We start from the raw sequence: 17,071 nt of genomic DNA on the forward strand, positions 1-17,071 counted from the left end.
TGGTGATGGTTTTTCAATTGAAACATTGGATATAATAGTTAGTATATCTAAAAAATGAAGTGAAGGGTGGATTTTATATGGGAAAATTAACAATCCATTTTAAGAACTTTTTTCGCGAAGTAAAGCGTAAGCGTATTTTGTTCTTAATGATTATGCCAATTTTGGTTTACTTTTTTGTTTTTGCTTATATACCGATGCCGGGGGCGTATATCGCTTTTGTAGATTACAGCATTGGCAAGGGTATATTCGGAAGTCCTTTTGTAGGACTTAAAAATTTTGAATTCCTGGCAAAAACAGGTGACTTGTGGAGGATAACAAAGAATACGCTTCTTTACAACCTTGCCTTCCTGGTTTTATGTAACTTGTTTCAGGTGGCGTTTGCCATTATGCTTTCTGAATTGGGCAGTAAATGGTTTAAAAAGATATCTCAATCCGTTATTTTATTGCCGTATTTCATTTCAATGGTTATTGTAGGTTTTTTTGCATATAACATCTTTAATTATGACCATGGTTTTATTAATACATTATTCACCACTTTGGGGTTTCCCAAACATGATTTTTATTCCGACCAGGGAATTTGGAAATACATTATTGTATTTTTCAAGATTTGGAACCAGACAGGTTACGGTATGATAGTCTATCTTGCAACGATAACCGGAATTGACGCGGAAATTTATGAAGCGGCGGCCCTTGACGGAGCTTCTCCCATGCAAAAGATAAAATATCTGACTATGCCTTTGTTAAAGAGTACCATCATATTGCTTTTCCTTTTTGGACTCGGCGGTATATTAAAAGGTTCCTTTGATCTGTTTTTTAACCTGATAGGCAGCAATTCTATTCTCTATCCTCAGACAGATATTATTGACACGTTTGTATTCCGGAGCCTTGTCAGTCAGTTTAACTTTTCACAGGGTGCGGCAGTTGGCTTCTACCAGTCGATATTTGGGTTGATTCTTGTTCTGACGGTGAATGCAATTGTAAAGAAGATAGAGCCCGAGAGCGCATTATTTTAGGAGAAAAGGGGTTAATTTATTATGAAAGAAGACAATATAAAAGGCAGGAAAGTAATGGGCAGGGATGAAAAAATCATGAAGAGTGTTTTTTATACCCTGGTTACCATATTTACGTTAATATGCTTATTTCCCTTCCTGCTCCTGGTATCTTCCTCGTTTATGAGTGAGAAGGAAATATTGCAGGAGGGTTATAAGCTGATACCGAAGCATATCAGTTTCAGCGCATACGAATTCCTTGGCAGTCATATAACCAATCTTTTGAATGCCTATAAAATAACCATAACCCTTGCGGTAGCAGGGACCCTTCTTGGACTGCTGCTCATGTCAATGGGCGGTTATGTGCTTTGCAGAAAGGATTTTAAATACAGAAACCAGATTTCCTTTTTCATCTATTTTACAACCCTGTTCAGCGGGGGCTTGATTCCGACCTATATTCTGATGGTTAATGGCCTGGGGTTAAAGGATAATATCTGGGCCTTGATATTTCCGGGACTAATGAGTCCCTGGTCCATCTTTCTGATGAGGAACTTTATGAAATCCATACCGGATTCCCTATATGAATCCGCAGCTATTGACGGTGCCGGTGATTTCAAAATTTACTGGAAAATATATATGCCTTTATCAAAACCTTCTCTGGCAACCATTGGTTTGTTCCTGACTCTTGGCTACTGGAATGAATGGTATAATGCCATGCTATATATCCAGTCCCAGAATAAGATTCCGTTGCAGTATTTTCTGCAAAAAATCGTGAGTCAGGCAAATATATCCTTGTTAATCCAGCAGGGACTTACTATTAACACAGGGGACTTACCCAGTGAATCGATTAAAATGGCGACTGCAGTGGTAGCAATCGGGCCGATTATATTAGTATATCCTTTTGTGCAAAAGTATTTTGTCAGTGGTATGACTATAGGCGCAGTAAAGGGCTGATAAGCAATTATTAACGGTAATACGCTGTATAACAGCTTATTATAAAATTTTTATAATTTAAGGAGGAATAACATGAAGAGAGTTATTGCATTGTTATTAGTGGTAATTTTGTCAGTCGGAATGCTTGCCGGATGCAGCAAGAACAGTAACAATTCCGGCACAAAGGATGATGGGGCAGGAACGGCAACAAATGGTGGGACAGATAATTCCAAGGAAGTAAATTTGGTTCTTTACTTATACGGCAGCGAAGGAGTTGCCAATAAGGATATACTTGCCAAGCTCAATGAAAAGTTAAAGGCAAGCATTAATACTACCATCGAAGTAAAATATATTGACTGGGGTGATATTGCAACAAAATATCCTCTGATGTGGTCATCGGGCGAAAAGTTTGATATGGCATATATAGCAGCCACTGCAAATGTTCCCTATGCTACCTTAGTAAAACAGGGCGCTTTGGCTGATATCACAGATTTACTTGATAAAAATGCACCCACACTTAAGACAGCATTAGCCAATCAGTGGGACAGTGTGAAGGTAGACGGAAAAATCTATGGAGTGCCTACCGACTATTCCGAGTATACTTCCTATGGCTTTGTATCCCGTAAGGATTTGATGGATAAATATGGAGTGTCAAGTATAAGTTCCATCGCAGATATGGAAAAATACATGGACGCAGCAGTTGCTGACGGACAGGTACCCTTAAACGGCAAATCCAATTTATCAAATGACCTTTACAGAACATTTATTGGAACAACAGGAGGGTGGATTAATGCACCCGGAATTTCTGAAAGTGAATTATATCTGGCGGCTGATAAAGACGATATCAGTAAGATTTTTGCACCAGCTTTTACAGATGAGTTCGAAGCATTTGCAGTGAAGATGCATGAATGGGAGGAAAAGGGTTACTGGTCAACGGATATCCTTTCCTCATCACAGGATGACAAGGATAACTTCTACAATGGCTTATCTGCAGGTTACATTTCCCACCAGCCGGACTGGACAGGAAGCTTTGGTACTCAGGAGCAGAAATTGCCCGGAGTAGAATCTGAATTCTACTGCTTCCCTGAAGCAAACGGCAAGATTGTAAGAGCCAGCGGAGTTAACAATGCTACCGGTATCAGCGCAAATTCCAAATATCCGGACAGATGCCTGCAGGTAATTGAGAAGCTTATGACAGACAAAGAGTGTTATGATTTATTCCAGTATGGTATTGAAGGCAGACAATATGAACTGAAGGATGGCAAGGTTACCAGGCCGGCTACCTATGATGAGAAGAAAGATGCCGGCGGATTTGCATCATGGGCATTCCGTACCGATGCTCTGAATATTCCGCAGCTTACAGAGGATCCCCGTCGTTATACTTTGAATGATGCATGGTCCAAGGTTGCTATTGATAATCCTTTTGTAGGTTTCAGCTTTGACAGCAGCAAAGTAAATACGGAGCTTTCCGCTATTTCCAATGTAAATTCACAGCTTGGTATCCAGATCCTTTTAGGCAAGACCACACAGGATCCGAAGGCAGCAGTAGCAGAATACAGGAAACAGTTAAAGACTGCCGGAATTGACAATGTTGTAAAGGAAGTTAATGACCAATGGACAGCATTTAACGCTTCCAAATAATAACAAAATATAAATAATGGAAAATGGCAGGGAGGCTTAGCCTTATCAGCAGAAGTTGTGATAAGGAAATAATTCCTGCCAATTTCCTGTTATTATATAATAGGAATGGATTTTGCCTGTTTTGTTAATGCAAAGATAGAAATGTTGTAGTATAATTAGTAATTATGTATAAAGCAGGGGAATCTATATCAAGTTTAAGACAAATAATGAGTATAGGATGAGGCATATGGAAGTAACGATTAAAGAGATTGCAAAGCTTTCAGGAGTTGGCATAACAACAGTATCCAGGGTTATAAATAATTCAGGACCGGTAAGCCCCAAAACAAGAGAAAAGGTCATGTCTGTGGTGAGGGAATATAACTATGTTCCCAATAACAGTGCCAGAAATTTAAAATCCAGCCAATCCAAAAGTGTGGCACTGCTGGTAAAATCAATAACTAACCCCTTCTTTCAGAAAATGATAAAGGTAATAGAGCAAAAGGTTGCTTTAAGAGGGTATCAGCTGATTATACAAAATGTCACGAATCTTCAGAATGAATTAGATATTGCGATTTCGGAGGCAAAGGACAGGAACCTTCAGGGAGTTATCATTATGGGAGGGTCCTATAACTATACTGCCTCAAAGTTTAGCTGCTTAAAGATTCCCTGTGTATTTCTTACCATATCAGCAGGAGAGGAAGTATCATCAGAAAGCTACTCCAGTGTCCGTATCAATGATGAACTTGAAGCATTTAAGGCAGTGGAATACTTGATTTCTCTGGGACACAGGCGGATTGGCTTCATCATGAATGCACCGATAGACGAAATGACTCCGAACTCTTTAAGATATAAAGGATATCTAAGGGCATTAGAGCAATATAGTATTCCCTTTGATTCCGCCCTGGTAGCATCAGAATTCTCCTCCTTATCCGGATATGATTTCGGCTTTAAAATGATGAAGCAGCTTTTAGCACAGAATAAGGATATGACAGCAGTCTTTGCCTTTGCGGATATCGTTGCTATCGGAGCTGCCAAAGCAATTCTTACCAGCGGACTTAAGATTCCGGAGAATATATCCCTTATAGGCTTTGACGGCATTGAAGAAGCTGAATTCTATCACCCTTCCATTGATACAATCTCCCAGCCTGCAGAGCAAATGGCATTATCCAGTGTAGAACTGCTCTTTGATATGCTTCAGGGCGGAGAAACCAGGCACATGGTATTTGAATCTTCTTTATTAAAAAGAGGCTCATGCACAGCGGTTCATAAATAAGTGCCTGCTGCTTACTGTATTGGCTTGTCTATTGGGAAGAAAGGGTTTAAAATATAGCGTGTGGCGAATAGCAGAACTGGTATTATATGCAAAAAATATTCGCAGAAATGGAGACAGAGAAAGATGCAAATAGTAACCTTTAATATTCGATGTGATTACGGGCAGGATGGTGCCAATAATTTTAAATTCAGAAAAGATCTGATATTAAAGAAAATCAATTCAGAGCAGCCGGATATTTTATGCTTTCAAGAGGTTTTGCCCCATGTTGCCCTGTGGTTAAAGGGAAATTTAACGGATTATTATCTTGTCGGCTGCGGCAGGGAGAGCAATCTTGAAGGCGAAGAGACAAGTGTTGCCTACCGTAAGGACAAATATAATATAGTAAAAATGGAAGTCTTCTGGCTGTCTGACACACCGGAGATACCGGGAAGCCGGTACACAAACCAAAGTGAGTGTCCGAGAACCTGCACTTGTATTTATTTTCAGGAGTTAGAGACCGGCAAGGTATTCCGTGTTTATAATACTCATCTGGACCATATCGGAAGTGATGCCAGAAAGCAAGGCTTATCATTAATACTTAAGAAAATATCACAGGCAGACTTTTTAGGAAAGATACCTGTTATTATAACCGGGGATTTCAATGCTTTTCCGGAATCAGAAGAGCTTGCTGTTTTGGAGGATTATCAGGAGCTGTATGACTGTACAAAGGAACTTGACGGAACATTTCACGACTTTGGAACATTAAAAGAATTTGAAAAGATTGATTATATTATAGCGGATAAGAATTTTTCCTGCAAAAAAGTGAGTAAATGGACTGATTGTGAAGACAATATCTATTTGTCAGACCATTATCCTGTAAGCGCCGTCTTAGAGTTTTAAAGATAGTATAAAGGGATAACAGGAGGCTTAAATGAAAAAGCGGGGGCAGATGTCAGAATCTATCATTGTAATAGGACTTTTATGCGTATCAGGAGGTTTTCAGGATGCTTACACCTATATTTGCAGAAACGGTGTTTTTGCAAATGCCCAGACCGGTAACATTGTACTGATGGGACAGCATTTTGCAGAAGGCAATTTAAAGCTTGGGCTTCGGTACTTGTTCCCGGTATTTTCTTTTCTGCTTGGTATAATCCTTGCCGAAGTCATAAAGAAATGTTATAAAGAATTTGATAAAATACACTGGCGGCAGATTATTTTGGCAATAGAGATACTGATATTATTTTTCGTGGGCTGGATGCCGGAAAAGATGAGTATGGTTTCTAATATGCTGGTGTCCCTGGTATGTGCCATGCAGGTGCAAAGCTTCCGCAAATTAAACGGGAATGCGTATGCTACGACTATGTGCATTGGCAACCTAAGAACTGCCACAGAGCTATGGTTTTCATACCATACTACAGGAAATACAGAATTAAGGAAGAAATCCCTGCTTTACTTTGGATTTATTGGAATCTTTGCAGTAGGAGCGGCTGTGGGCAGTATTATGGCGGGACTTCTTTATGAAAAGGCAATCTGGTTTAGCTGCCTGGTGCTGATTGTTGCCTTTTGCCTGATGTTTATAAAGGAAAATCAGGAGAATATAGATAAATACGGAGGAAATAAAGGATGAACCAGAAAAAGATAGGAATTCCTTTAGAAGGATTTGCAGAATTCAGCAGAAGAGCGGCAGCAGAAGGGGCCGTGCTGTTGAAGAACGACGATATGGTGCTTCCCATAAAATCCGGTGAAAATGTGTCCTTATTCGGAAGGATACAAAAGAATTATTATAGGAGCGGAACCGGTTCAGGCGGTTGTGTGAATGTTTCCTATACCACAAATCTTTTAGATGGTTTAAGAAGTAAAAAAGACATTCATGTAAACGAAGAGCTGGCAGCAGTTTACGAAAACTGGCTTCAGGATAATCCCTTTGATGACGGAGGCGGAGTATGGGCAGGAGAACCCTGGAACCAGAAGGAGATGCCTTTAAGTACAGAGCTTGTAAAGAGTGCCAGAGAGCAGTCTGAAAAGGCTATCGTTGTAATTGGCCGTACTGCCGGAGAGGATAAGGATAATGCGGATGCTCCCGGAAGCTATCGCCTGACAAAAGAGGAAGAAGAGATGTTAAAAGCAGTTACCGGTTATTTTGAACAGGTAGCTGTTGTGTTAAATGTATCCAATATTATCGACATGAGCTGGATGGATTCCGCTGGTTTTAAATATCCCGTCAAATGTGTAATCTATGCATGGCAGGGAGGAATGGAAGGCGGTAATGCCATTGCAGATGTTCTGGCCGGCGAAGTTACCCCAAGCGGAAAGCTTACGGATACGATTGCATATTCCATAGAGGACTATCCCTCTACGAAGAACTATGGGGGAGAAATAAAGAATATCTATCAGGAGGATATCTACGTAGGATACCGCTATTTTGAGACCTTCTGCCCGGAAAAGGTGCATTTTGAATTTGGCTGCGGTTTATCCTATACCGACTTTTCTGTCACAACCCTTAAGGCTGAAAAGGTCAGGGAGAATAATAAAGATTGCATTGTTCTGCAGGTCAAAGTAAGGAACGAAGGAGAAATTTATTCCGGAAAAGAGGTTGTGGAGGTTTATTACGAAGCACCTCAGGGCAGGCTTGGAAGACCGGTAAGAGCTCTTGGTGCTTTTGGAAAGACAGGATTGTTAAAGCCGAAGGAAGAAGAAATCCTCACTATAAAGATGCCGGCAGCTGTTATGGCAGCCTATGATGACGGCGGTGTTACCGGTAATCCCTTCTGCTATGTACTGGAAGCAGGAGAATACCGCATCTATGCCGGCAACAGCTTAAGAAATGCTGCTTTGGTTCAGATAGACGGTAAAGATGGTTATGTATTAGAAAAGCTTGCAGTAACGGAAAGGTTAAAGCAGGCATCAGCGCCTGTTGAGGACTTTACCCGAATGAAACCGGGAAAGAAAAAAGAAGACGGTTCCTATGAAATAGCCTATGAAAAAGTGCCAAAGCTTACTATTTCTATGGAAGAGAGAATAAAAAGCAACCTTCCAAAAGAAATTAAATATGCCGGAGATAAGGGATACCATCTAAAAGATGTAGCAGAGAATAAGGTAACTATGGAAGAGTTCCTTTCCCAGTTATCCAACGAAGATCTTGCCGCCCTGGTAAGGGGAGAAGGCATGTGCCATCCTTTAGTAACACCGGGAACGGCTTCTGCCTTTGGCGGAGTTACGGACAGGCTTTTACACTTTGGAATACCTCTTGCCTGCACCTCTGACGGACCTTCCGGTATCCGTATGGACGGCGGATATAAAGCAACCCAGGTTCCAATCGGAACACTTCTTGCTGCCACCTGGAATACGAAGCTGGTAGAAGAGTTATATGTGATGGAGGGAAGAGAGCTCCTTAGTAATTCCATAGATATGCTTTTAGGACCTGGACTTAATATCAGGAGAAGTCCTTTAAACGGACGTAATTTTGAATATTTCTCCGAAGACCCGCTTATTACCGGTAAATTCGCCGGTGCCGTTGTGAGAGGCATTATGAAGGGCGGCTCCAATGCCACCTTAAAGCATTTTGCCTGCAATAACCAGGAGAAATTCCGCTCCAAGGTAGATGCAGTCGTTTCAGAACGTGCCCTTAGGGAAATCTATCTGAAAGGCTTTGAAATTGCCGTTAAAGAAGGCGGTGCCAATGGTATCATGACTTCCTATAATCCAATAAACGGCCACTGGTCAGCCTCCAATTATGACTTAAACACCACTATCCTAAGAGAAGAATGGGGCTTTCAGGGTATTGTTATGACGGACTGGTGGGCTATTATGAATGATGTGGTTTCCGGTAGTGCGTCCGGCAAACCGGCGGACAGAAAGAATACCCACTTCATGGTAAAAGCGCAGAATGACCTTTATATGGTGGTATCAAACTTTGGTGCAGAGGTAAATGCTTATAGGGATTTGACAGAAGAAGCACTTAAGGAAGGAATTCTAACCAGAGGGGAATTACAGCGCTGTGCCGGAAATATCTGTGAATTTATTATAAAAGCGCCGGTATTTAAAAGAGAAGAGAGTTTTACGGAAGAAGCAGTGTTTGTTGCTGCCACTTCCTTTGATAAAGATGCTGATAATATCATAAATAGTGATGATACTTTCGTATCCGTACAGGAAAGCACACAGAGCCTGGTAAAGGTAAAGGAAGCAGGAATTTACCGGCTGATGGTAAATGTCAGGTCCTTTGGCAGCGATTTGGCACAGACTTCCTGTAGCCTTTTATTAAATGACACGCAAATTGCCACGATTCAAACCGGTGGAACAGATGGACAGTGGGTAAGACAAAAGCTTGTAAAGGCAGAGCTTAAGCAAGGCTTTTACTGTCTGGAGCTTAAAGGTTTGAAGCAGGGAATGGAAATTGAGTGGGTGGAATTTAAGAGGATTTCATAATACACGGTAAGATTATCAATAAAAACAAAGCAGTCTGGCTTTCACAGAGCCGGACTGCTTTTTCTTTATCTGTCATATTGTGTTCTTAGTTAGTACTATGATTTATAATCCACTTCATGATATAGGATGAGTCATACCTACCGTCAGCCACTCCCAAACCAAGATTAATAATATCCCCATCCTCACAATTAATTGAAATTTGATTGATATCTAAAAATACCAGCATGACTAAAATACCTATTCTTTTATTACCGTCAATAAACGGATGATTGCTAATTAAGCCATATCAAGCAAGCCTTCATCACGGACGCCATCTATTCCACCAGACTGCTTTATCATCATAGAGTGCAATGTTATGACTTGTTCTTTGTTTAGTTTTTTCATTTAGCCAGTTCCTCAAAAGCTTTTGCATACTTTGTAAGGTACTTTGTTGCAGCTTCTTCAACCGTAAGATTATCAGCAATTGTCTCCTCCTGCAGTCTGGTATAATCTATTATTACATATCTTGGTGCATTATTTTTCAATATAACGGCTGCTCCGTTTTCGTCCACCATTCGGGCTACCTTTGAAAAGTTTTGGTTTGCTTCTGTAATTGATATAAGATTATTGAGATCTACTTTCATAATAACTCCTTTCGTGAATATCAAATCTTTGATTTGATATTCCTGAACAAGTAGTTGAAAAATTTATTTTCAACTTTACGTTTTTCTTTCCACAATAATATTATACACTATTTATAGGATATATTCAACCTATTTGGTTTGGTTATGAATATTGGACTGCTTTGTTTTTATTTTTTACATATTGACGTTGACCTTAGGTAAAGATGTATAATGACTGTGATGAATTCATCCGGCAATATTGCTTTTACAAACAACACATATGCGAAAGTTTCAGCAAACTTAATGCACAGAGAATATAAGGGAAAGGAAAATACCATGGAAGAGTTGACAGGTATTTCAAAGGTGTGCAAAAAATTTCATATAACTTCCAGAACCCTGCGGTTTTATGAGAAAGAGGGATTAATAAAGAGCTATCGTGAGAAAGAGACTCTTCCACGCAGCTACGCACCGGAAGAATTGGAGAAGCTTAGAAAAATTCTGGTTCTGCGCTCCTTGAATCTTTCTATCAAGGACATTAAAGAACTTTTTAACAGCGGGCAGGATATATCGGTAGCCATTCGTTCCAAAATGGTTAAATTAATCACGGAATTGCATGAAAGGGAAAAACAGTTAAGGAACCTGGGACGTGCCGTTACACTTCTGACTGAGAATAAAGACATCTTTGCAGAAGAGGAAGAAGAAGCAGTAAGAACGAGACAAACGGAGATTGCCTACAATGCCACCGATAAGCTTTTGCAGGAAGATTTTACGGGTTTTATGGAATACTTTTCCAAGGATGCAAGGAGATATTTGACCAGCGGATTTATTCAGGCTTTTACCGAAGACATAAAAAGACTTGACGGAAGGCTGTATCAGATTACAGAGTGTCTGCCGGTAGGAGAGGAAATCTATGTCTATCTGTCCGGTGCAGAGCGTACCCTTTTGGTTAAATACCTGTTCCATGATGAGTTTATTGTAGCTTTTACTTTTGATACTTTGTTTTTTGACAGTCTAAGATAGCATTTTGTGTTGCAGATAGGATAATAATTCAAAGAATAAATAAAAGAAAGGATTATCCGGCAGCAAATGGATGATTATAAAAATAATGAATATATATAAGAAGCAGTTTTATGTGAAAAATAAGCTGAATTTTTGCTTTACTATTATCAGCTGTGTTTTGATGACGGCCATCAATGTGGCGTCGGCGTTTATTTTAAAGCTTATAATGGATGTTGCAACCTCTGGTTCCCTGAAGGATATGAAAAGATTGTTTTTGTACAGTATGGTCTACCTCATAGTATTGATTGCAGTGATGTTTATTAAGCGTAGGTATTACAACAATTTTATTAAAAAAGCAATGGTGCAGTTTAAAGAATTTGCTTTTTCAAAGCTGTTGGATAAAAGCATTAACTCTTTTGATAAAGAGGTAACCGGCAGATACATATCCATCTTTACCAATGATATGGCTTCCATTGAAACCGGTTATGTAGAAGCCAATCTAAAGATTACTGTGCAGATTATGAGCTTCCTTTGCGGACTTGCAGCCATGGCTTACTTCAATTTGATTCTGACTCTTGCGGTTCTTGCAGCCAGCTTTCTTCCAATTCTGGTTTCCGTCATATTTGGAAAATCCCTGGAAGAAAAGGTACGTCTGGTTTCCGCCAAAAATGAGGGTTTTGTTTCTATGGTTAAGGATTTACTGACCGGCTTTTCAGTTGTGAAAAGCTTTCGGGCAGAGAAGGAGATATTTAATCTGTACCAAAAAGAAAACGCTCAGATTGAGAATGCCAAGAACGGCAAACGGAAGACAGGGGACTTTATCACACTTCTTTCAGCTTCTTCCTCTTTTTTGGTAGAACTTACAACTTTTTTATTAGGAGCATACCTTGCAATTCAGAATATCATAACGGCAGGAACAGTGATTGCTTTTATTCAACTGCTGAATCTTGTACTGGGACCGGTGGAAGCCTTAGGTCCGATGCTTACGGAGAGAAAGGCCGCTGTTTCCTTAATTAACAAGATTGAGACGGCAACCACGGCAGCGGAGAAGAAAGAGGTGTCGGAAGAAAAAACAGATTTCAGCCACGCAATAACCCTTCATGACGTATCCTTTGGCTATGAAAAAGAGCAAAGCATACTAAAGTCTGTCAACCTGACCTTTGAAAAGGGAAAGAGCTATGTCATTGTTGGTGCCAGCGGCAGTGGAAAATCCACTCTTGTTAACCTGCTGTTAGGGTATCATAACAATTTTGACGGAGAAATTAAAATCGACGGTATTGATTTAATGACATTACCCACCAGCTCTTTGTATAATATGTTTTCTGTAATCCAGCAGAATGTTTTTCTCTTTGACAGTACCATTCAGGACAATATCACTATGTTTAAGACCTTTGAGAAAGCTGACGTCACCCAGGCCATGGAAAAGTCCGGTCTGACCAAACTGGCAGCAGAGAAAGGTGTGAATTATAAATGCGGAGAAAACGGCAGTTTTCTGTCAGGAGGAGAAAAACAGAGGATATCCATTGCCAGAAGCCTTCTTCGTAAGACTCCGGTACTTATTATGGATGAAGCAACCTCTGCCCTTGATTTAAAAACTGCCAGGCTGGTTGAGGAGGAAATCAATAAATTAAAAGACATCACCCGCATTGTAATCTCCCACAGAATGGACGAAGGAAATTTACGCCTTTATGACCGTATTATCGTATTAAATAACGGTATCGTTGCCGAAGAAGGCGAGTTTGACAGGCTGATAGAGAATAAAGGGTACTTTTATTCACTGTTCCAGGTAACAAAATCAGCTTAAATAATTATTCTTGATAATGGTAAAGGAGAGAGGGACTATGCAGATTTTTACACAGGAAAGCCTGGATTTTCTAAAGGAAGTAAGAGAGCAGAACAGCAAACTCTGGTAACTGCATTAAGGGATACGATGTATGGAATAGATTCGGAATTTGAGCTTCTTCCCATGGTAGATAAGGCAATATCCCGCATCTATAGGGATACCAGATTTTCAAAGGATAAGAGTCTCTATAAAGACAGAATGTGGATCACCTTTAAAAAGTCCGGTAAAGATAAATGTGATTATCCGGCTTATTTTCTTGAAATAACGCCTTATGTTTATCGGTATGGCATGGTTTTTTTCAGTGCAACACCAAAATCCATGGATGCGGTCAGAGAAAGAATGGACAAAAAAAGCAAAGAGGTAACAGGCATTATTGAAGAAATGGAGAAAAAGGGGATATTCCATCTGGAATAAGGGTTCGTGAACGAGAAGATAAATAAATAGATGCGAAAATCAGCGTGCATTTCCAAAAACATCCTTCATGGGTTTGTCCTGGGCAATAGCCAATGGGCCTTGTATACTTTCTCCTTTTGGTATATTATGCTACATAGGAAAGTATTATAAAAAATGCGAGGATAGTCATGGGAGAAACAGTATTAATTGTAGATGATGAAAAGGAAATTGCTGACTTACTGGAATTATATCTTAAAAATGAGGGCTTTACAGTATATAAATATTACACCGGAAAAGAGGCACTTGCGTGTATCAATTCCAACAAATTAAGCCTGGCGGTGCTGGATGTGATGCTTCCGGATATTGACGGCTTTCGTATCTGCCAAAAGATTCGGGAAAAGTATTTCTTCCCGGTTATTATGCTGACGGCAAAGGTTGAGGATATGGACAAGATTATGGGGCTTACCCTTGGGGCGGATGATTATATTACCAAACCCTTCAACCCCTTAGAGGTGGTAGCCAGGGTAAAGACCCAGCTTCGCCGTTACATGCGCTATAATACGGCAGAAGAGGCAGAAGCTTTTGAATATGATATCAGAGGGCTTACCATTAATAAGGAGACCCACCAGTGCCTGCTTTATGAAAAGGAATTGTCCTTAACTCCCATTGAATTCTCTATTCTTTGGTATCTGTGCGACCACAGGGGAAAGGTAGTGTCCTCGGAGGAGCTTTTTGAAGCAGTGTGGCAGGAAAAGTTTCTGGATAATAACAATACCGTGATGGCACACATCGGAAGACTTAGAGAAAAGATGCAGGATAATTCCAAGAATCCGAAATTTGTCAAAACGGTTTGGGGAGTGGGGTATAAAATTGAGTAAAAAAACAAGTATCAAGAGAAGGCTTACCGGATATATCTTTACCCGGTTCCTTTTATGGGGAGTTATCTATACGGCGCTTTTGCTTGGTTCCTTTCTTTTTGCCAGGGCATTTTTAGGAAGCTTTATCTGGTATTCCGATAATAGTCTTTACCATCTGTTCAGGCTGATTAACGACTATAATGTGTTTTTTCTTGGAGGCTTATGGCTAATGGGGGTAGGTATAATCTTTCTGCATTACTGGTTCAAGACCCTGGGCTATCTGGAACAGGTGGTGAAAGCAGCGGGAGAAATTTATAACCCTACCGAAGAGCTTATCACCCTGCCGGCAGAACTAAATGAGGTGGAAAACCAGATGAACCAGACCAAGCTGCAGGTAACGCGTAATGAGAGAGCTGCCAGGGAGGCCGAACAGCGTAAGAATGATCTGGTGGTATATCTTGCCCACGATTTAAAAACACCCCTGACTTCCGTTATCGGCTATCTGACGCTGCTTCGTGATGAAAGAGAGATATCCAAAGAGCTTCAGGAGAAATATCTTTCAATTTCTTTAAATAAAGCAGAGCGTTTGGAAGAGTTAATCAATGAATTCTTTGATATTACCAGATTCAACCTTACGAATCTGACCCTTGAACTAAGCCGTGTCAACATCACCAGAATGCTGGAACAGATAATATTTGAGGCCGGTCCTTCCTTTAAGGAGAAAGAACTGTCCTGTGAACTAAAGGCAGAGGGGGATATCTATATCCGGTGTGATGCAGGAAAGATGCAGCGGGTTTTTGATAATCTCTTGCGAAATGCGATTAATTACAGCTTTGAGGGGGATACCATAGTGGCAGCCATAAAGCCGGAGGGTGATAATATCCACTTTATATTTATCAATCACGGAAATACTATACAGGAGGAGAAGCTAAGCCGGATATTCGAGCAGTTTTACCGCCTGGATACGGCAAGGCAGTCAAGGACGGGAGGCGCAGGACTGGGTCTTGCCATAGCAAAGGAAATCGTAGAACTTCATAACGGAAAGATAACCGCGGCCAGTAAGGATGAGATTATAACCTTTGAGATTGTTATGCCGGCGGGTTTATAAGAAAGTATATATCCCTTATACGGTCTAATATCAGAAAATCTTAAGAAATTCCGTATAAAAAACAAGGAATTTCATAATGGAAAACGAAAAAAGGCTGTCTGTTGTTTTGATATGATGATATCAAAGCAGCGGGCAGCCTTTTTGCTTTACAAAATTTTAACCGGACAGGTTCTGATAGGTCCCCTAAGGCTGTCCTTCAAATAGAAACCACAGGAGGAATGAAAATGAGTAAGAAAAATATCGCAGTAATATTCGGAGGATGCTCTACAGAATATGAGGTATCCCTGCAATCGGCTTTTTCAATTTTAAAGGTTTTAGAAGGAATGGAGAATTACAACATTATCTGTCTTGGTATTACCAGGGAAGGAGCCTGGTACCGGTATTTGGGTCCTTTGTCGGAGATTGAAAAGGGTACCTGGCAGGAAAATAAGGAATTACTGCATCCTGCTCTTATTTCGCCGGACAGAAGTCTTAGGGGAATGATTGAGTTCACAAAGAAAGGCATGAAAACCATACGCCTTCATGGAGCTTTCCCCGTACTTCACGGTAAAAATGGGGAGGATGGCACGGTGCAGGGACTTATTGAGCTGGCAGGTATTCCATTGATTGGCTGTGACACGGAAAGCTCGGCCCTTTGCATGGATAAGGACAGGGCTCACAGGCTGGTAAAGGAAGCCGGAATTAAAGTGCCAAAAGCAGTTCTATTCACCAGAAGGGAAGAAGACGAGGCTGTACTTAAAAAGGTAAGCGGTTTGTCCTTTCCCCTGTTTGTAAAACCGGTAAAAGCAGGCTCCTCCTTTGGTATTACAAAGGTATATCAAGAGGAAGAACTGCTTCCTGCCATTGAAGAAGCCTTCCGGCATGACGGTGAGGTACTGGTTGAAGAGAATATTACAGGTTTTGAGGTAGGCTGTGCTGTAATGGGCAGGGACAACCTGATTATTGGTGAAGTGGATGAAATTGAGCTGACAGAAGGATTCTTTGATTATACAGAAAAATACACCTTAAAAAGTGCGGTTATCCATATGCCTGCCAGAATCGATCATGAAACGGGAAAAAGAATCAAGGCAAGTGCAGCGCTTATCTATAAAACCCTTGGCTGCAAGGGCTTTGCAAGGGTGGACATGTTCTTGACGGAAAAGAAAGAGATTGTATTTAATGAGGTGAATACCATTCCGGGTTTTACTTCTCACAGCAGATATCCCGGTATGATGAAGGGTATCGGTCTTTCCTATGCAGATATCATAAGCAGGCTTATTGCAGAGGAGGTAGGGTGATGGAGAAGGTAATGGAGAAGGTATTGGTGAACAGTGCGGATGTTTATAAAGGATATTTGATATTGGTCAACAAAGATTATCCTCTGAAGAAAGAAAGTGTAAGCAGGGAGAGGCTTTCGGGAATAGGTGAAGGTATCTGTCTGGAGAACCGGACAGCTTCCATGCTGATGCAGCTTCTTAACGAACTTAAGGCAAAGAAAAAAATCACTGCTGTAAGCGGGTACCGCAGTTTTAAAGAGCAGGAAAAGATTTATACCAATTCCCTGGATGAAAATGGCAGGGAGTTTACAGAGAAGTATGTAGCCCTGCCCGGTGCAAGCGAGCATCAGACCGGCTTGGCCATTGACCTTGGAGAGACAAAAAAGGAAATTAATTTTTTGTGTCCGGAATTTCCTTATAAGGGAATTTGTCAGGAGTTCAGAGAAAAAGCAGCCTCCTATGGATTTATACAAAGATACGAAAAGGAAAAAGAAGGTATAACCGGGATAGGACATGAGCCCTGGCACTTCCGTTATGTGGGATATCCCCATTCCAAAATAATGAGAGAAGGTAATCTGACGCTGGAAGAATATACAGAAGAAATAGAGAACCATCCATACGGAGAAAATCCTCTGGTATTTGGCGAAGGAAAGCAAAAGGTTGAAATCAGTTATCTTGAGATGGGGGAAGGGGAAGAGAGGGCATTAAGCTTTTTGGCAGACGCCATTTATCAGGTATCGGGAAATAACAAAAAGGGTGTCATTATAACGAAATGGCAGGGACGGTAAAAAGTT

At 40.6% G+C, this 17,071-nt stretch carries 17 protein-coding genes; 14 read left to right on the forward strand and 3 right to left on the reverse strand.

The window, feature by feature from the left end; genetic code table 11:
* The first annotated feature begins 77 nt into the window (after positions 1-77).
* The 7 genes from BUF11_RS02710 (at position 78) to BUF11_RS02740 (ending at position 9,219) form a co-directional block, all read left to right on the forward strand.
* Positions 78-1,013 (forward strand): ABC transporter permease, encoded by a 936-nt coding sequence (locus tag BUF11_RS02710; RefSeq protein ID WP_073587249.1) that lies wholly within the window; start codon positions 78-80, stop codon positions 1,011-1,013.
* A gap of 21 nt (positions 1,014-1,034) precedes the next feature.
* Positions 1,035-1,943 (forward strand): carbohydrate ABC transporter permease, encoded by a 909-nt coding sequence (locus BUF11_RS02715; protein ID WP_073587250.1) that lies wholly within the window; start codon positions 1,035-1,037, stop codon positions 1,941-1,943.
* 72 nt (positions 1,944-2,015) lie between these two features.
* Positions 2,016-3,563, forward strand: a complete 1,548-nt coding sequence (locus BUF11_RS02720) for a DUF3502 domain-containing protein (protein WP_073587251.1) — start codon at positions 2,016-2,018, stop codon at positions 3,561-3,563.
* A gap of 226 nt (positions 3,564-3,789) precedes the next feature.
* Complete coding sequence (locus BUF11_RS02725; protein ID WP_073587252.1) at positions 3,790-4,815, forward strand: LacI family DNA-binding transcriptional regulator; 1,026 nt, start codon at positions 3,790-3,792, stop codon at positions 4,813-4,815.
* Between the two features lie 123 nt (positions 4,816-4,938).
* Positions 4,939-5,694 carry an endonuclease/exonuclease/phosphatase family protein gene (locus BUF11_RS02730; protein ID WP_073587253.1) on the forward strand — a complete coding sequence of 252 codons (756 nt, stop codon included), beginning with the start codon at positions 4,939-4,941 and terminating at the stop codon, positions 5,692-5,694.
* 31 nt (positions 5,695-5,725) lie between these two features.
* Positions 5,726-6,421: a YoaK family protein gene (locus BUF11_RS02735; protein ID WP_073587254.1), complete on the forward strand. Its 696-nt coding sequence runs from the start codon at positions 5,726-5,728 to the stop codon at positions 6,419-6,421.
* Positions 6,418-9,219 (forward strand): glycoside hydrolase family 3 protein, encoded by a 2,802-nt coding sequence (locus BUF11_RS02740; RefSeq protein WP_073587255.1) that lies wholly within the window; start codon positions 6,418-6,420, stop codon positions 9,217-9,219. Before BUF11_RS02735 ends, BUF11_RS02740 begins: the two co-directional genes overlap by 4 nt.
* Positions 9,220-9,304: 85 nt before the next feature.
* On the opposite strand, the gene BUF11_RS25120 is transcribed toward BUF11_RS02740, so the two are convergent.
* From BUF11_RS25120 to BUF11_RS02750, 3 genes are read right to left on the reverse strand one after another with little or no spacing between them, the layout of a single operon-like run.
* Positions 9,305-9,496 (reverse strand): type II toxin-antitoxin system death-on-curing family toxin, encoded by a 192-nt coding sequence (locus BUF11_RS25120; protein WP_408606866.1) that lies wholly within the window; start codon positions 9,494-9,496, stop codon positions 9,305-9,307.
* Positions 9,496-9,603: a cell filamentation protein Fic gene (locus tag BUF11_RS25125; protein ID WP_242952300.1), complete on the reverse strand. Its 108-nt coding sequence runs from the start codon at positions 9,601-9,603 to the stop codon at positions 9,496-9,498. The genes BUF11_RS25120 and BUF11_RS25125 overlap by 1 nt, the downstream gene beginning before the upstream one ends.
* Positions 9,600-9,842, reverse strand: a complete 243-nt coding sequence (locus BUF11_RS02750) for a type II toxin-antitoxin system Phd/YefM family antitoxin (protein WP_073587256.1) — start codon at positions 9,840-9,842, stop codon at positions 9,600-9,602. The genes BUF11_RS25125 and BUF11_RS02750 overlap by 4 nt, the downstream gene beginning before the upstream one ends.
* Positions 9,843-10,052: 210 nt before the next feature.
* On the opposite strand from BUF11_RS02750, the gene BUF11_RS02755 reads away from it, so the two are divergent.
* From BUF11_RS02755 to BUF11_RS02785, 7 genes are all read left to right on the forward strand, one after another.
* Positions 10,053-10,841, forward strand: a complete 789-nt coding sequence (locus BUF11_RS02755) for a helix-turn-helix domain-containing protein (RefSeq protein ID WP_073587257.1) — start codon at positions 10,053-10,055, stop codon at positions 10,839-10,841.
* Between the two features lie 85 nt (positions 10,842-10,926).
* Complete coding sequence (locus BUF11_RS02760) at positions 10,927-12,624, forward strand: ABC transporter ATP-binding protein (protein ID WP_073587887.1); 1,698 nt, start codon at positions 10,927-10,929, stop codon at positions 12,622-12,624.
* 6 nt (positions 12,625-12,630) lie between these two features.
* Entirely contained in the window at positions 12,631-13,077 is a 447-nt protein-coding gene (locus BUF11_RS02765; protein WP_278277131.1) for a DUF2461 family protein, read from the forward strand.
* Between the two features lie 167 nt (positions 13,078-13,244).
* Positions 13,245-13,934: a VanR-ABDEGLN family response regulator transcription factor gene (gene vanR, locus BUF11_RS02770; protein WP_073587259.1), complete on the forward strand. Its 690-nt coding sequence runs from the start codon at positions 13,245-13,247 to the stop codon at positions 13,932-13,934.
* Positions 13,921-15,021, forward strand: coding sequence for a sensor histidine kinase (locus BUF11_RS02775; RefSeq protein ID WP_073587888.1), 1,101 nt, complete (start codon positions 13,921-13,923; stop codon positions 15,019-15,021). Before vanR ends, BUF11_RS02775 begins: the two co-directional genes overlap by 14 nt.
* A 224-nt stretch (positions 15,022-15,245) precedes the next feature.
* Positions 15,246-16,298, forward strand: a complete 1,053-nt coding sequence (gene vanG, locus BUF11_RS02780; protein WP_073587260.1) for a D-alanine--D-serine ligase VanG — start codon at positions 15,246-15,248, stop codon at positions 16,296-16,298.
* Positions 16,298-17,065, forward strand: coding sequence for a M15 family metallopeptidase (locus BUF11_RS02785; RefSeq protein ID WP_084558411.1), 768 nt, complete (start codon positions 16,298-16,300; stop codon positions 17,063-17,065). Before vanG ends, BUF11_RS02785 begins: the two co-directional genes overlap by 1 nt.
* Positions 17,066-17,071: the final 6 nt, after the last annotated feature.

This window comes from Anaerocolumna xylanovorans DSM 12503, assembly GCF_900143645.1.
GTDB lineage: Bacteria > Bacillota > Clostridia > Lachnospirales > Lachnospiraceae > Anaerocolumna > Anaerocolumna xylanovorans.

What these genes read in the sequence shown, in the direction of transcription:
- BUF11_RS02740 (WP_073587255.1), top strand. Translation starts at nt 6,418, where the DNA reads ATGAACCAGAAAAAGATAGGAATTCCTTTAGAAGGATTTGCAGAATTC.
- BUF11_RS02760 (WP_073587887.1), top strand. Translation starts at nt 10,927, where the DNA reads ATGAATATATATAAGAAGCAGTTTTATGTGAAAAATAAGCTGAATTTT.
- vanR (WP_073587259.1), top strand. Translation starts at nt 13,245, where the DNA reads ATGGGAGAAACAGTATTAATTGTAGATGATGAAAAGGAAATTGCTGAC.
- BUF11_RS02710 (WP_073587249.1), top strand. Translation starts at nt 78, where the DNA reads ATGGGAAAATTAACAATCCATTTTAAGAACTTTTTTCGCGAAGTAAAG.
- BUF11_RS02785 (WP_084558411.1), top strand. Translation starts at nt 16,298, where the DNA reads ATGGAGAAGGTAATGGAGAAGGTATTGGTGAACAGTGCGGATGTTTAT.
- BUF11_RS02715 (WP_073587250.1), top strand. Translation starts at nt 1,035, where the DNA reads ATGAAAGAAGACAATATAAAAGGCAGGAAAGTAATGGGCAGGGATGAA.
- BUF11_RS02750 (WP_073587256.1), bottom strand. Translation starts at nt 9,842, where the DNA reads ATGAAAGTAGATCTCAATAATCTTATATCAATTACAGAAGCAAACCAA.
- BUF11_RS02730 (WP_073587253.1), top strand. Translation starts at nt 4,939, where the DNA reads ATGCAAATAGTAACCTTTAATATTCGATGTGATTACGGGCAGGATGGT.
- BUF11_RS02755 (WP_073587257.1), top strand. Translation starts at nt 10,053, where the DNA reads ATGACTGTGATGAATTCATCCGGCAATATTGCTTTTACAAACAACACA.
- BUF11_RS02725 (WP_073587252.1), top strand. Translation starts at nt 3,790, where the DNA reads ATGGAAGTAACGATTAAAGAGATTGCAAAGCTTTCAGGAGTTGGCATA.
- BUF11_RS02720 (WP_073587251.1), top strand. Translation starts at nt 2,016, where the DNA reads ATGAAGAGAGTTATTGCATTGTTATTAGTGGTAATTTTGTCAGTCGGA.
- BUF11_RS25125 (WP_242952300.1), bottom strand. Translation starts at nt 9,603, where the DNA reads ATGAAAAAACTAAACAAAGAACAAGTCATAACATTGCACTCTATGATG.
- vanG (WP_073587260.1), top strand. Translation starts at nt 15,246, where the DNA reads ATGAGTAAGAAAAATATCGCAGTAATATTCGGAGGATGCTCTACAGAA.
- BUF11_RS02735 (WP_073587254.1), top strand. Translation starts at nt 5,726, where the DNA reads ATGAAAAAGCGGGGGCAGATGTCAGAATCTATCATTGTAATAGGACTT.